Origin of the sequence: Bradyrhizobium acaciae (assembly GCF_020889785.1) — a bacterium.
Lineage (GTDB): Bacteria > Pseudomonadota > Alphaproteobacteria > Rhizobiales > Xanthobacteraceae > Bradyrhizobium > Bradyrhizobium acaciae.
Genome location: NZ_JACMYK010000053.1, coordinates 1 through 13,338, shown reverse-complemented (window position 1 = coordinate 13,338; position 13,338 = coordinate 1). Strand labels below are relative to the sequence as shown.

Below are 13,338 nucleotides of genomic sequence, written 5' to 3'. Positions count from 1 at the left end.
CCTGAATTGCAATTCGGCCGATCTTTCAGTTCGTTACGCGGCAAGCCAAGACATCACGAATTCGTGATAACCATCCTCCGGCAAGACCGCGCCGAGCATCAGCCACAAAGAATCGCTCCGGCGGGTTTCCAGACGCCACGGCTCATAACACCGATCGGTCCGACAAGCATCGGGACTGCTGCCGTCGACGACCGACTGGGACGAAATTGCCCAGCTTTCGCCCCCTGATGCCCGAAGATTCCCTTTTTTTGCCCCGGTGTGGACACGCACGGGGGTCTCATTTCGCGTTTGGGACGGGCGAAATGGGGAGATCATCAGAATGAAGATCAAAGCCAGCGGGCGCTTGGCCTTGATGGTTGCGACAGGGCTGACCGGGCTTCTCGTGGGTCTCACAGCTCCATTGCCGGCGCATGCGGCCGGTACGGACTCATCAGCGGCGAAATCCGACAGCGCGACGACCGACAAGTCCGCGCGGCAGAGTTCGCGGCATGGCCGGCGCCATGCGCGCCAACATTCGTCCAAGACGGCGGACAAGACCGCCGAAAAATCCGAGAGCAAGAAGGCCGCCGGTAGCGATGCAGGCAGCGTGACGGCGGCGGGCATGCCCGCCACGGTCGCAAATGCCAACGCAGAACTGACCTCCGGCGACGACAATGCGACGGCGACGCCGGTCAAGGCCAATGCGCTGATCGCCGCGGCCGACAAGCCCGCTGACCAGCAGTCCGACGGCAGCGTGGTCGCGTCCGACCAGCTCAACGACGTCGACCGGGCCCTGCAGCAGGAGCAGCCGGCGGAACCGCCGCAACCGGTTCAGGCGCAAACCGCCCAGCAGGAGACGCCCCCGGCGCAGCCGTCGACCGTCGCCGTGGCTGCACCCAAGCCGGCCCCGGTTCTGGCGAGCAGCGACAGCGCGAGCCTGGACCAGACCTCGCTGATCGGAAAGATCTTCATCGGCTTCGGCGCCTTGCTCACGGTGGCTTCCGCCGCGCGCATGTTCATGGCCTAGCCGGGGCGCGCTCACGGCGTGCGGCGCGGAGTGCGCCGCACCGCGGCCCAGAGCCTCGCTTCAGCCACTTGAAGCGCATCCCGTCAGCGGGCACATTGCCCGGCAAATCAGGCACGGGGTTTGCGTCATGGCTACGTTCGAATTCATCATCGTCGAAAGCAAAGGACCGGTCGGCGTCATCACGCTGAACCGGCCGAAAATGCTGAATGCACTGTCGTTCGGCGTGTTCCGCGAGATCGCCGCGGCGGTCGACGATCTCGAGGCCGACGACAAGATCGGCTGTATCCTGATCACCGGCAGCGAGAAGGCCTTTGCCGCCGGCGCCGACATCAAGGAGATGCAGCCGAAGGGCTTCATCGACATGTTCAACAGCGATTTTACCGCCATCGGCGGCGACCGCGTCGCCCGTTGCCGCAAGCCGACCATTGCGGCCGTTGCGGGCTACGCGCTCGGCGGCGGCTGCGAGCTTGCGATGATGTGCGACATCATCATCGCCGCCGATACCGCCAAGTTCGGCCAGCCGGAAATCACCCTCGGCACCATCCCGGGCATCGGCGGCACTCAGCGCCTGACCCGCGCGATCGGCAAGTCGAAAGCCATGGACCTTTGCCTCACCGGACGGATGATGGATGTGGCGGAGGCCGAGCGCGCGGGTCTGGTGTCGCGGATCGTTCCGGCCGACAAGCTGATGGAAGAGGCACTCGCCGCGGCCGAGAAGATCGCCTCAATGTCGCGTCCGGCCGCCGCGATGGCCAAGGAAGCCGTCAACCGCGCGTTCGAGACGCCGCTTGCGGAAGGCATGAATGTCGAGCGCAACCTGTTCCACTCGACCTTCGCGCTCGAGGATCGCTCCGAGGGCATGGCGGCCTTCATCGAGAAGCGCAAGCCGGTCAACAAGAACCGCTAACCCGTTCGGCTCCGTTGCAATGCCGCGGTGACGAACGCGCGATAGGCGCGCTCGGCGACATGCGTCGGCTTGTCGAGGCCGAGCCGCGCCAGGCATTCGCGGTCGGCGGCATCAGGCGGATGCCGCATCCCCTGCCACAGCAGGCCGGCGAGTTGCAGCGGCGTACGCTGTGCCTGCTGCAAGATCTGCAAGGCCGGAATCAGCCGCTGCTCGACGTCGGTGAAGTCGCTGCCGAACGGAAATGACGGCAGCAGCCCTGCGTCGCGCGCGGGCTTCAGTGCATCGCTGATGCGTTCCGGAAAGTTTTCGCGATGAGCCGCGGGAATCTCATGGCCGCGCGGCAGCTTGCCGGCGTCCTTGGCCTGCCGCATCAGCTCGCCTTGAAAGCGGGAGTCCGACACCTGCAACATCGCGGCGACGACGTCCGCATCGGATTTCCCGCGCGTATCGGCCACTCCATATTCGGTGACGAAGATATCGCGCAGGTGCCGCGGAATGGTCTCGTGACCGTAGGACCAGCGGATGTTTGATTGCGGCTGCCTGCCGGACTGGTGGGTCGCCTCCAGCGCCAGCACCGAACGCGCGCCCTCGAGCGCGAAGGCCTGTGCCACGAAATTGTACTGGCCGCCGACGCCGCTCACGACCTGGCCGTTCTCGAGCCCGTCGGAGATCGCAGCCCCCAGCAGCGTCGCCATCATCGCGTTGTTGACGAAGCGCGCATCGACGCGGGCCCGGCGCTTGCCGTCCTCGTCGCCGAAGATCTCGTTGGTGAAGGACACCGGCATCATCTGGATTCGCGCCAGCTGCTCGGGCACCATCTCGCGCAGTGCGCGGTAGAAGGATTGCGGCCCCAGGAAGAATGCGCCGTGCAGGATCACGCCGTCGATGTCGCGCTTCAGGATGCCGGCATCGATCAGCCCAAGGAACGCCTCGAACAGCATCTCGCTGACGCCGTAGAGCCCCTTCTCGAACGGCCCGGTCTCGGCCGCTGCGAGTTGTTCGGTCCCCGGCGCAAGGCGCTTCATGATGCCGTGGAACTGCACATTGTCGCGATGCCGGACCACCAGCCCTCGTGCCAGCGCATCGCCGACCTGCCCGATCCCGATCTGCAACGTGCCGCCGTCGCGGACCAGACCCGCGGCATGCAATCCGATCGCATATTTGTTGTCACTGATCGGCTCGGAGGGCGGTGCGAACAGCGGGAAGTCGGTATCGGGACTGTCGAGCACCGCGGCGAATTCATCCGCCGGCAGATCGCCGGCGCCGGGCATGAACGGCAGCTCGGAATTGACCTGGCCGATCAGCTTGAACGACGCCCGCCCCTGCACACGGGCGCGCAGCACGTCGAGCGTCGTGTCGGTGTTGCAGCTCAGGCTGTAGCGCGGCACGCCGTCGACGACACGCTTGGCGACCAGCTGAGGAACCACATTCAATCCGCGCGACAACAGATATGAGGCCGCATGGGTGTAGTTGGCGGATATGTAATTCTGCTGAGCGAACGGCTGATACAGCCACTGCCCCGCGAGGAAGAAGAATTCGATCACCTTGATGTTGGGCGGAAGCGCGCCGTGATGCAGCGCATCCGCATAGGCCAGATCCGGATAGCGGCCGAACAGGCGATCGATCACCGGGCCGATGAAGCGCTGCTCGATCAGGTTCTTCGGCCGCGGCTTTTCCAGCGTCAGCGCCGAGAACAGCGTCAGATTGATGGAGCGGTCGGCAACCGCCCGCGCATAGAGCGCGTTGACGATGTGGTTGGCCTTGCCGAGGCCAAGCGGCAGCCCGACCACGAGTTCGGTTCCAACGTCACGAACGATGTGCTCCGCGATCGCCTCGGGGTCGGAGAAGAATATGGGCATCAGCAATGGACCGGAGGAGACAGTGGATAACCGGCCTCACTGAATCGGCGGCCGGCGGTGCGAACTTATACTTCATATGACAGTTGCGTTCGCCTGTGACGTACCGGCAACAGACAAGAACCGAAATGATGTGCAGATGTCGGGCGGCGGTTTGCCTGTGGCCGCGACGCCCCGTAAACAGGTAGATGTGTCGACGGCGTCGGAGGCGGACTGCCGGGGTTTCGGTTTGCGGGATCACATGGTTGAGCGTGCCGCTGATATTGGCGAGGTAGCGAGGCGCGTGCTTTTGTCGGGCATCGGCCTTGGCGCCTTGGCATGCGCGCTGCTGAGCTGTCCCGCCGCCCGCGCCGAAAGCCTGCCCGAAGCCCTCGTCAAGGCTTATCAGACCAATCCGCAGCTCAACGCCGAACGGGCGCGCCAGCGCGCCACCGACGAGAACGTGCCGCAGGCGCTGGCCGGCTACCGCCCCCAGGTCAGCGCCGGTCTTTCGGTCGGCCTTCAGGCGGTGCGCGACCTGCTGCCGGGCAACGTCATCCAGACCGCGACGCTGAAGCCGTGGCAGATCGGCGTCACGGTGACCCAGACCCTGTTCAACGGCTTCAAGACCGCCAACAGCGTCCGCGTCGCCGAGTTGCAGGTGCAGTCCGGCCGCGAAGCCCTGCGCAATGTCGGCCAAGGCGTGCTGCTCGACGCCGTCACCGCCTATACCAACGTGCTGGCCAACCAGACCCTGGTCGAGGCGCAGCGCTCCAACGTCGCCTTCCTGAAGGAGACCCGGGCGATCACCCAGCGCCGCCTCAATGCCGGCGACGTCACGCCGACCGATACCGCCCAGGCCGAGGCCCGGCTCAACCGCGGCCTCGCCGACCTCAATGCCGCCGAGGTCAACTTCGCGATCAGCCAGGCCACCTATGCACAGGTGGTCGGCAACGCACCCTCCCAATTGCGGCCGGCGAGACCACTGACCGGCTGCTGCCGCGCAGCCGTGAGGATTCGATCGCGCTTGCGCTGCGCGAGCATCCCGCCGTGACCGCGGCAGGATTCGACGTCGACGTCGCCTCGACCTCGATCCGGGTCGCCGAGAGCAGCCTGATGCCGAACGTCAGCGTGCAGGGCAGCGTCAGCCGCAGCCGCGACAGCGACCCGACGCTCGGCACCTTCGGCACCGATCAGGCTTCGGTGATCGGCCAAGTCACCCAGCCGATCTACGACGGCGGCACCGCGGCATCGCAGACCCGGCAGGCCAAGGAAGTGGCGGCGCAGAGCCGGCTCGTGCTGGATCAGGTGCGCAATCAGGCCAAGACCGCCGTGGTCAGCGCCTGGGTCGCCAATGAGGGCGCCAAGATCGCGGTGTCGGCCTCCGAGTCGGAGGTGAAGGCCGCGGAGGTTGCGCTGGCCGGCGTCCAGAAGGAAGCCGCCGGCGGCCAGCGCACCACGGTCGACGTGCTCAACGCCCAGCAGGATTTGATCACGGCGCGGGCGCGGCTGATCGGGGCGCAGCGCGACCGCGTCGTCGCCTCCTACACGCTGCTCAGTGCGGTCGGGCGCCTCGACGTCAAGACGCTCAATCTCAAGACGCCGGACTACCTGCCCGAGGTGCACTACCATCAGGTCCGCGACGCCTGGCACGGCCTGCGCACGCCGTCGGGACAATAGGTCTTGTGGAACCGTTCGCACCGCGAACCGACCCTTCCCGCCCGCTCTCGCCGCCGATAACCTCCCGGCCCGCCGGCGACCGATAATGCCGGAGCGCGGAGTGCGCGCATAACAGCCGAGCACGCAGGGAGACGTCCAATGCTGACGCGACGCGATATGATGCTGGCTTCCATCGCAGCCGGAGCGACCATGACCAGCAGCAACGCATTTTCCAAGGCAGCGCAACCATCGACCGCGGTCAATTTCGACGTGCCTGCCGGTGCGTGTGACTGCCACACCCACATCCATGGCGACCCTGCCAAGTTCCCGTTCTTTGCCGGCCGCGTCTACACGCCGGAGCCGGCCTCGCCGGAGGAAATGAGCGCGCTGCACCAGGCGCTGCATGTCGAGCGCGTGGTGATCGTGACGCCGAGCGTCTACGGCCCCGACAATTCGTCGACCCTGTTCGGCATGATGGCCCGCGGGCCGACGGCGCGCGGCGTCGCCGTGATCGACGACAAGACCAGCGAGAGCGATCTCGATGCCATGCAGAAGGCCGGCTTCCGCGGCATCCGCCTCAACCTTGCGACCGGCGGCGTCAACGATCCCAATGTCGGACGGCAGCGCTTCTCGGCCGCGATCGAACGGATGAAGGCACGCGGCTGGCATGTGCAGCTGTTCACCAGCCTCGCCATGATCTCCGCGATCAAGGACCTGGTCGCCACCGCGCCGGTGCCTGTCGTGTTCGACCATTTCGGCGGCGCCGAGGCCGCGCTCGGGACAGGTCAGCCGGGGTTCGACGACCTGCTCGCGCTGGTCAAATCCGGCAAGGCCTACGTCAAGATTTCCGGCGCCTACCGCGCCTCCAGGCTCGCGCCCGACTATGCCGACGCAACGTCGCTGGCGCAGGCGCTGATCGCGGCCAATGCCGAGCGCATCGTCTGGGGCACCGACTGGCCGCACCCGGATTCGGTGACGCCCCAAGGCAAGAAGGTCACCGACGTGACGCCGCTGTATCAGATCGACGACGGCCGCCTCCTCAACCAGCTTCCGGTCTGGGCGCCGGACGCCGCAATTCGCAAGGCCATCCTGGTCGACAATCCGGCGCGGCTGTACGGCTTTACCTAACGCTGTCCTTCGGCCGGCGCGAGAAATAGGAGATCAGCACCGGCAGCGTGATCAGGATCACCAGCGGCGCCAGCATCATGCCGGTGACGACGACGATGGCGAGCGGCTTCTGCACCTGTGAGCCAATGCCCTCCGACACCGCCGCCGGCAGCAGGCCGATGCCGGCGACGACGCAGGTCATCAGCACCGGGCGAAGCTGCAACTCGCCGGTGCGGATCACCGCACGCATCCGGTCGTAGCCTTCGTCGATCAGCTGGTTGAACTGCGACAGGATGATGATGCCGTCCATCACAGCGATGCCGAACAGCGCGATGAAGCCGATGGCCGCCGATACGCTGAACGGAATCCCGGAGATCAGAAGCCCGAGCACGCCGCCGAAGATCGCCATCGGGATCACACTCATCGCGAGCATGGTGTCGACCATCGAGCCGAAATTTAAGAACAGCAGCACCGCGATCAGCACGAGGCTGATCGGCACCACGATCGACAGCCGCTTGATCGCGTCCTGCAGATTGCCGAATTCGCCGACCCATTCGAGACGCGAGCCGGGCGGCAACTGGACCTGCTCGTTGACCTTCTGCTGCGCCTCCAGGATCGCGCTGCCGAGATCGCGGTCACGCACCGAGAACTTGATCGGCAGATAGCGCTCCTGCTGCTCGCGGTAGATGTAGGCCGCGCCCGAGATCAGCTTGATCGAGGCCACTTCGGAGAGCGGTATCTGCGTGACCCCGCCATTGGGATTGGTTGCTCCGATCCGCAGGTTCTGGATCGCCTCCGCGCTCTTGCGATATTCCGGCGCAAGGCGGACGATGATCGGGAAGTGCCGGTCGCTGCCGGGTTCATAGAGATCGCCCGCGGTGTCGCCACCCACCGCAACCTTGATCGTGGCGTTGATGTCGCCCGGCGACAGGCCGTAGCGCGCAGCACGTACGCGATCGACGTCGATCTGGATCGTCGGCTGGCCGAGCGAGGTGAACACCGCAAGGTCGGTGACGCCCTGCACGGTGGCCAGCACCGATTTGATCTTGTTGGCGGTATCAGTCAGCGCCTGCAAATCGTTGCCATAGAGCTTGATCGAGTTCTCGCCCTTCACGCCAGACACAGCTTCCGAGACGTTGTCCTGGAGATATTGCGAGAAGTTGAATTCGACGCCGGGGAATTTGTCCTGCAACTGCGCCAGCAATTGCGCGGTCAGCACATCCTTGTCGTGGGTGTCGGGCCATTCGCCGGCCGGCTTCAGCGGCGCGAAGAATTCGGCATTGAAGAATCCGGCAGCGTCCGTGCCGTCGTCGGGGCGGCCGTGCTGCGACACCACCGACACCACCTCGGGACGGCTGCGGATCAGCCTCCGCATCTCGTTGACATAGGCGTTGCCCTCCTGCAGCGAGATCGTCGGCGGCAGCGTGGCGCGGATCCACAGATTGCCCTCTTCCAGCTTGGGCAGGAATTCGAGGCCGAGGAAGCGCACGAAGATGATGGTCATGACCACGAGGCCGGCCGCGCCGGCCATCACGACCTTGCGGTTGCCGATCGCCCAGTTCAGCGCCGGCAGGTAGATTGCGTCGAGCTTCTTGACGATCCAGGTCTCGGTCTCGTGAATATGCGCCGGCAGGATGATCGCGCTCAGCGCCGGCGTGATCGTGAAGGTCGCCAGCAATCCGCCCGCCAACGCATAGGCATAGGTCCGCGCCATCGGCCCGAAGATGTTGCCCTCGACGCCACCCAGCGTGAACAGCGGCAGGAACGCGGCGACGATGATGGTCGCGGCGAAGAAGATCGAGCGCGACACGTCGGCGGCCGCCGACAGGATCGCGTGGCTCTTCATCCCCATCACCGTGTCCTCGGAGATGTGGCTTCGCTCGTCATCCGACAGCGCCGTGGTCTGCGACAGCCGGCGGAAGATCGCCTCCACCATGATCACGGTGGCATCGACGATCAGGCCGAAATCGATCGCGCCGACCGACAGGAGGTTGGCGGACTCGCCGCGCAGCACCAGGATGATCACGGCGAAGAACAGCGCGAACGGGATCGTCGCGCCGACGATTAGCGCGCTGCGGAGATCGCCGAGGAAGATCCACTGCAACAGCACGATCAGCAGGATGCCGACCACCATGTTGTGCAGCACGGTGTGGGTGGTGAGCTCGATCAGGTCCTTGCGGTCGTAGATGCGCTCGATCTTGACGCCCGGCGGCAGGATCGAGGAACTGTTGATCTGGTTGACCAGCTGCTCGACGCGCGAGATCGTCGGTGAACTCTGCTCGCCGCGCCGCATCAGCACGATGCCCTGTACGATGTCGTCGTCACTGTCGATGCCGGCGATGCCGAGCCGCGGCTTCTCGCCGATCGTGACCGCGCCGACGTCCCTGACCAGCACCGGATTGCCGCCGGATTGCGAGATCATGGTGTTGGCGAGATCGTCGATCGAGCGGATCAGGCCGACGCCGCGCACTACGGCCGATTGCGAGCCGATGTTCACGGTGTTGCCGCCGACATTGATGTTGGCGTTGGACACCGCCTGCAGCACCTGCGGCAGCGTCAGGCCGTTGGCGACCAGCTTGTTGAAGTCGACCTGGATCTCGTAGGTCTTGGTCTTGCCGCCCCAGCCGGTGACGTCGATCACGCCGGGCACCGCGCGGAAGCGGCGTTGCAGCACCCAATCCTGCAACGTCTTGAGGTCGAGCACGCTGTAGTTCGGTGGCCCCTTCAGCCGGTAGCGGAAGATTTCGCCGATCGGACTCGTCGGGGAGATGCCGGGCTGCACGTTGCCGGGCAGCGGCGCGAGTTGCGACAGACGATTGAGCACCTGCTGGAGCGCCTCGTCATAGGTGTAGTCGAACGAGAACTGCAATTTGACGTCGGAGAGGCCGTACAGCGAGATGGTACGGATGGTCTTCAGGTTCTTGATGCCGGCGACCTGGGTCTCGATCGGGATCGTGATGTAGCGCTCGATCTCCTCGGCCGAGAGGCCCGGGCTCTGCGTCACGATGTCGACCATCGGCGGGGTCGGATCGGGATAGGCTTCGATGTTGAGCTGCCTGAACGCAAGCATGCCGCCGATGAAGACGGCGACGAACATGGCCACCATCAAGTAGCGGCGATTGACGGCAAAGGCGACGAGGCGATCCATTCAGACCGGCACTTTCAGCGGTGAGGATTTTTCTTGTTGAGCATGATCGATCCGGAAAGCCGGTTTCCCCATCTCCGGATCATGCGTCTCAGGTCCCGGATGCGGCGCGGTCGATGAAAAGGCTGCCCTTCGTCACGATCTGCTCGCCCGGCTTGAGATTGCCGGCGACCTCGACGAGATCGCCGTTGATCAGGCCGGGCTTGATCTGGCGCAGTTCGATCGTCTTGTCGTCGGCCTTCGCGACCCAGACGCGTACCTGGTCGCCCTCGTAGATCAGGGCCTGCTTCGGCACGCCGACCGCGGGATGATCGCCCTTGGAATACAGCGTCACGTTGGCGAACATCTCCGGCTTCAGCCGCATGTCGGCGTTGTCGATGGTGGCGCGGACCAGCAGCCGGCGCGAGGTCGCGTCGATCGCGGCGGCGACGTAGTTGACCCGGGCGTTCAGCACCTTGCCTGGAAGCGCCATCACGCTGAAGTTGAGGTCCTGCCCGACCGCGACATTGTCGGCGTCCGATTCGCGGACGAAGGCGATCAGCCAGACCGTCGAGAGATCGCCGATCACGTAGACCGGGTCGCTGGCGCCGGTCGAGACATACTGGCCGGGACCGGCCTTGCGCTGGACCACGGTGCCGCCGATCGGCGCGAACACCGTCGTCTCCGGATTGAGGCGGCCCTTCTGCTGCAGCGTCGTGATCGCATCATCGCCGAAGCCGAGGATGTGCAGCTTGTTCTGCGCGGCTTCCAGCAGCGTCTGCGCCGAGCGTGCATCGTTCTGCGCCTGCACCAGCGCGGCCTGCGCAGTCTGATAATCCTTCAGCGGGATCGCCTTGCCTTCGGACAGGTCCTTGGCGCGGGTCTCCTGGATCTGCGCCAGGTCGAGCGCCGACTGCGCCTTGTTGAGGCCGGCCGTCGCGGCGACGTAATCGTTCTGCGCCTGCACCGTGTCGGCCGCCTCGATCACGAACAGCGGCTGCCCCTTCACCACGACATCGCCCGGCCGCACCAGGAGGCGGGTCACGCGCCCGGTATAGGGCGAGTAGACCGGGGTGGAGCGGTCCTCGTCGATCCCGATCTTGCCCTCGGTCACCAGCTCGGAGCGGAAGGTGTGCTCGGCCACGGTCTGGAAGGTCAGGCTGGCCCATTCGGCCGGCGACGGCGCATAGCGCGTGCCGCCCTTGCGGGATTGGCTGGAGACTTCCGACGGTGCCTGCTTGTCCGACCCGAACCGCGTGTAGCCATAGGCGCCTGCGCCGGCGACCACCAGCACCGCCGTGGCCACGAGCAGGCGTGGACGGCTAAAGCTCTGCAATCGCTTGATAAACTCTTTCAGCATGCGGTCCGCGGGGTCGATCGTTGCAGCTTCCGGCGGGACAACCCCAGCGGTGCGCTAATAGTGCCGAATTGGCGTTTCAGACAACCTAAAAATCGCACTTCGGCGGTGCGCGTCGTTAAAGTTCGGATAGCCTGAACGGCGGCTGAATGTCTCATCCGGGAAACTCCGGGGCAGGAAACGCTGGAGCAGGAAACTCCGGAGCGTGGCTGCCGAGCGGCATTGCCGGGCGGGACCAATGAGCCGGGGTGCGCGACAGGACGGCGGCGTGCCGGACCGAGCTCAGCGTGCCGAAGCCGGATGGAAGCCGCTCGATGAAGGGCAGCGCCGCATCCGCCTTCAGGTCCTCGGTGGCAAGGCCCCCTTCGAGGCGGCCGAGATTCCACAGCCAGCGCCCGGTCTGCGCCAGCGACACCCGGACGTGCCAACTGCCGCCCTCGCGCGCCTGGCGGGCCTTGGCCATCATGGCGCCGAACGCCATGAAATATCCGGTGGCGTGATCGAGCATCTGGGCCGGCAACTCCTTCGGCCCTTCGACGCCGGCTGCCTGCGCTTCGGCATGATTGAAGCCGGTCGTGGTCTGCACCAGCGAGTCGAAGCCGCGGCGCTCCGCCCAGGGTCCGGCATGGCCATAGGCCGAGAGTGTTACATAGACGATCCCGGGATTGATGCGGGCCGCTTCCTCAGGCGAGAAGCCGAGCCGCGCAATCGCCTGCGGGCGATAGCCCTGCGAGAGAACATCGGCCTGCGCCACGAGGCCACGCATCACGCCTCGCCCCTCCTCGCTGCGTAATTCGAGGAAACTCGTCAGCTTGCCGCGGCCGGTGTCGATGGTGAGCCATGGGATCGCCGGCAGATCGGGACCGGAGATCAGCAGCACATCGGCGCCATGGGCCGCGAGCGTGCGGCCGGCAACGGGACCGGCAATCACGCGCGACAGGTCGAGCACACGGATGCCGGCCAGCGGCCGCTTCCCCGCGGGCCACGGCTTTGGCGCGGCCTCGCTGATCTTCTCGATCGAGATCAGCGGCAGTTTTGCCAGTTCCTTGGCGTGCGGCGTCGCTGACCACTCGTCATATGAGCGCATCAGGGCGACGACGCCGCCGGCGGCATAGGCCGCCGTCTCGAACGCCTCGCCGTCCCATTGCAGCAGCGCCGCCTGGACGTCGTCTCGCTCGGCGTTGCAGCCGAGCACTTTGCAGACGGCGTCGCGGTGATGCGGGAAATTGGTGTGGAGGCGGACGAAGCGGTCGTCGCGCGTACGGTAGACGCCGGCGATCTTGTCCCAGGCCGGTGGCGGCGGCCTGTCGTCGACGCGCAAATAGCGCTCGCTGCGGCATTCGACCACCGCATGGCGGATATCGACCGCGACATCCTGCTGCTCGCCGCTGCGGGCTTTCCAGATCTCGGCCGCCGCAAGGCCGGCTGCGGCGATCGGAGCCTGCGCTGCGGCTGCGACCCGAAACGACGACGGCAGCTGCGGCTCGCTGCCGCTCAGCGTGACGCCATCGAGCGCGGACGGTGTGCCGCCGGCGCCGGTCCAGATGTCGGCAAGGATGTCACGGACGGCTTGCATGCACATTCCTGTTTGCGATTGTTCTATGCCCGAGCATGATGACAGAAAGGCAATGCCCCGACCTCAACCTTCATACCTCGTTTGGGCATGATCTTTTCGGAAAATCGCTGCACACTTTCCGGATCATCATGCCTTCTCCCGACCCGAACAGGAGCTGCAATGGCTGCCATCGATCCCCTCACCGCCGGCGGCGTCTTCCTCGCGACCGCGGCGACCGACGCGGTCTATGTGATGTTCACGTCGGCGGTCGTCGCGCGCAAACGCGTGCCGGCAGCCACCTGGAGCAGCGTCTGGTACGTGCTCTCGTCCTATGCGGTGATCAGCTACACCGAGAACTGGCTCTATGTCGCCTTCGCTGCGGCAGGCTCCTGGGTCGGCGCCTATGCATCGATCACCTTCCTGCACCGCCCACCGGGCGGACCGCCGGTGGGTGCGGCGGTGGAATAGCGCGCAGCTGCGCAAGGATTCATCTGCCGTTTCTGGCAATGGCGCGACTGTTTCCATTGCTGTCGGGAGCACGGCGAGTTCACGGCTCTCTCCACACGTCGTCCTGGCGAAAGCCAGGACCCATAACCACCGCAATTGACTGTGAATGAGATCGTGGCCCCAGCGTCGCGCAACAATGCGCATTTGGGGTAATGGGTCCTGGCTTTCGCCAGGACGACACCGAGAACCGTTGCGCGGCCGTTGAATCATACACGCGCATTCTCGCGACATGATTGTCCGAGCTTTTGGATTTCGTTCCGCCCTCTCTTGCAGAGGGCGCA

9 protein-coding genes and 1 pseudogene are annotated in these 13,338 nt (G+C 65.5%); 5 read left to right on the top strand and 5 right to left on the bottom strand.

Annotated elements, in window-relative coordinates:
* Nucleotides 1-33 precede the first annotated feature (33 nt).
* Entirely contained in the window at nucleotides 34-627 is a 594-nt protein-coding gene (locus tag H8A92_RS20575) for a hypothetical protein (RefSeq protein WP_229197448.1), read from the bottom strand.
* Between H8A92_RS20575 and H8A92_RS20570 the strand changes: the two genes are divergently transcribed.
* Nucleotides 602-1,006 (top strand): hypothetical protein, encoded by a 405-nt coding sequence (locus H8A92_RS20570; RefSeq protein ID WP_229197447.1) that lies wholly within the window; start codon nucleotides 602-604, stop codon nucleotides 1,004-1,006. The genes H8A92_RS20575 and H8A92_RS20570 overlap by 26 nt on opposite strands.
* Nucleotides 1,007-1,133: 127 nt before the next feature.
* Entirely contained in the window at nucleotides 1,134-1,913 is a 780-nt protein-coding gene (locus H8A92_RS20565) for an enoyl-CoA hydratase (protein ID WP_212018820.1), read from the top strand.
* On the opposite strand, the gene H8A92_RS20560 is transcribed toward H8A92_RS20565, so the two are convergent.
* Complete coding sequence (locus H8A92_RS20560; protein WP_229197446.1) at nucleotides 1,910-3,772, bottom strand: acetyl-CoA hydrolase/transferase C-terminal domain-containing protein; 1,863 nt, start codon at nucleotides 3,770-3,772, stop codon at nucleotides 1,910-1,912. The two genes, H8A92_RS20565 and H8A92_RS20560, sit on opposite strands and share 4 nt — an antisense overlap.
* Before the next feature lie 238 nt (nucleotides 3,773-4,010).
* Here H8A92_RS20560 and H8A92_RS20555 point away from each other — a divergent pair.
* Both H8A92_RS20555 and H8A92_RS20550 read left to right on the top strand, forming a co-directional pair.
* Nucleotides 4,011-5,428, top strand: a pseudogene (locus H8A92_RS20555) (TolC family outer membrane protein).
* Between the two features lie 138 nt (nucleotides 5,429-5,566).
* Nucleotides 5,567-6,535, top strand: coding sequence for an amidohydrolase family protein (locus H8A92_RS20550; protein WP_229197445.1), 969 nt, complete (start codon nucleotides 5,567-5,569; stop codon nucleotides 6,533-6,535).
* On the opposite strand, the gene H8A92_RS20545 is transcribed toward H8A92_RS20550, so the two are convergent.
* The 3 genes from H8A92_RS20545 to H8A92_RS20535 all read right to left on the bottom strand — a co-directional run bounded on the left by H8A92_RS20545 (nucleotide 6,528) and on the right by H8A92_RS20535 (nucleotide 12,571).
* Nucleotides 6,528-9,662: an efflux RND transporter permease subunit gene (locus H8A92_RS20545; protein ID WP_229197444.1), complete on the bottom strand. Its 3,135-nt coding sequence runs from the start codon at nucleotides 9,660-9,662 to the stop codon at nucleotides 6,528-6,530. The two genes, H8A92_RS20550 and H8A92_RS20545, sit on opposite strands and share 8 nt — an antisense overlap.
* A gap of 88 nt (nucleotides 9,663-9,750) precedes the next feature.
* Nucleotides 9,751-10,998, bottom strand: coding sequence for an efflux RND transporter periplasmic adaptor subunit (locus H8A92_RS20540; RefSeq protein WP_229197443.1), 1,248 nt, complete (start codon nucleotides 10,996-10,998; stop codon nucleotides 9,751-9,753).
* Between the two features lie 151 nt (nucleotides 10,999-11,149).
* Nucleotides 11,150-12,571 carry a CoA transferase gene (locus tag H8A92_RS20535; RefSeq protein ID WP_229197442.1) on the bottom strand — a complete coding sequence of 474 codons (1,422 nt, stop codon included), beginning with the start codon at nucleotides 12,569-12,571 and terminating at the stop codon, nucleotides 11,150-11,152.
* Nucleotides 12,572-12,730: 159 nt separating this feature from the next.
* Between H8A92_RS20535 and H8A92_RS20530 the strand changes: the two genes are divergently transcribed.
* Complete coding sequence (locus tag H8A92_RS20530; protein WP_050626238.1) at nucleotides 12,731-13,018, top strand: hypothetical protein; 288 nt, start codon at nucleotides 12,731-12,733, stop codon at nucleotides 13,016-13,018.
* Nucleotides 13,019-13,338 lie beyond the last annotated feature (320 nt).

Bases quoted from the DNA above. Each gene is read 5' to 3' on its own strand.
- H8A92_RS20530 (WP_050626238.1), top strand. From the start codon at position 12,731: ATGGCTGCCATCGATCCCCTCACCGCCGGCGGCGTCTTCCTCGCGACC.
- H8A92_RS20545 (WP_229197444.1), bottom strand. From the start codon at position 9,662: ATGGATCGCCTCGTCGCCTTTGCCGTCAATCGCCGCTACTTGATGGTG.
- H8A92_RS20565 (WP_212018820.1), top strand. From the start codon at position 1,134: ATGGCTACGTTCGAATTCATCATCGTCGAAAGCAAAGGACCGGTCGGC.
- H8A92_RS20570 (WP_229197447.1), top strand. From the start codon at position 602: ATGCCCGCCACGGTCGCAAATGCCAACGCAGAACTGACCTCCGGCGAC.
- H8A92_RS20560 (WP_229197446.1), bottom strand. From the start codon at position 3,772: ATGCCCATATTCTTCTCCGACCCCGAGGCGATCGCGGAGCACATCGTT.
- H8A92_RS20550 (WP_229197445.1), top strand. From the start codon at position 5,567: ATGCTGACGCGACGCGATATGATGCTGGCTTCCATCGCAGCCGGAGCG.
- H8A92_RS20535 (WP_229197442.1), bottom strand. From the start codon at position 12,571: ATGCAAGCCGTCCGTGACATCCTTGCCGACATCTGGACCGGCGCCGGC.
- H8A92_RS20540 (WP_229197443.1), bottom strand. From the start codon at position 10,998: ATGCTGAAAGAGTTTATCAAGCGATTGCAGAGCTTTAGCCGTCCACGC.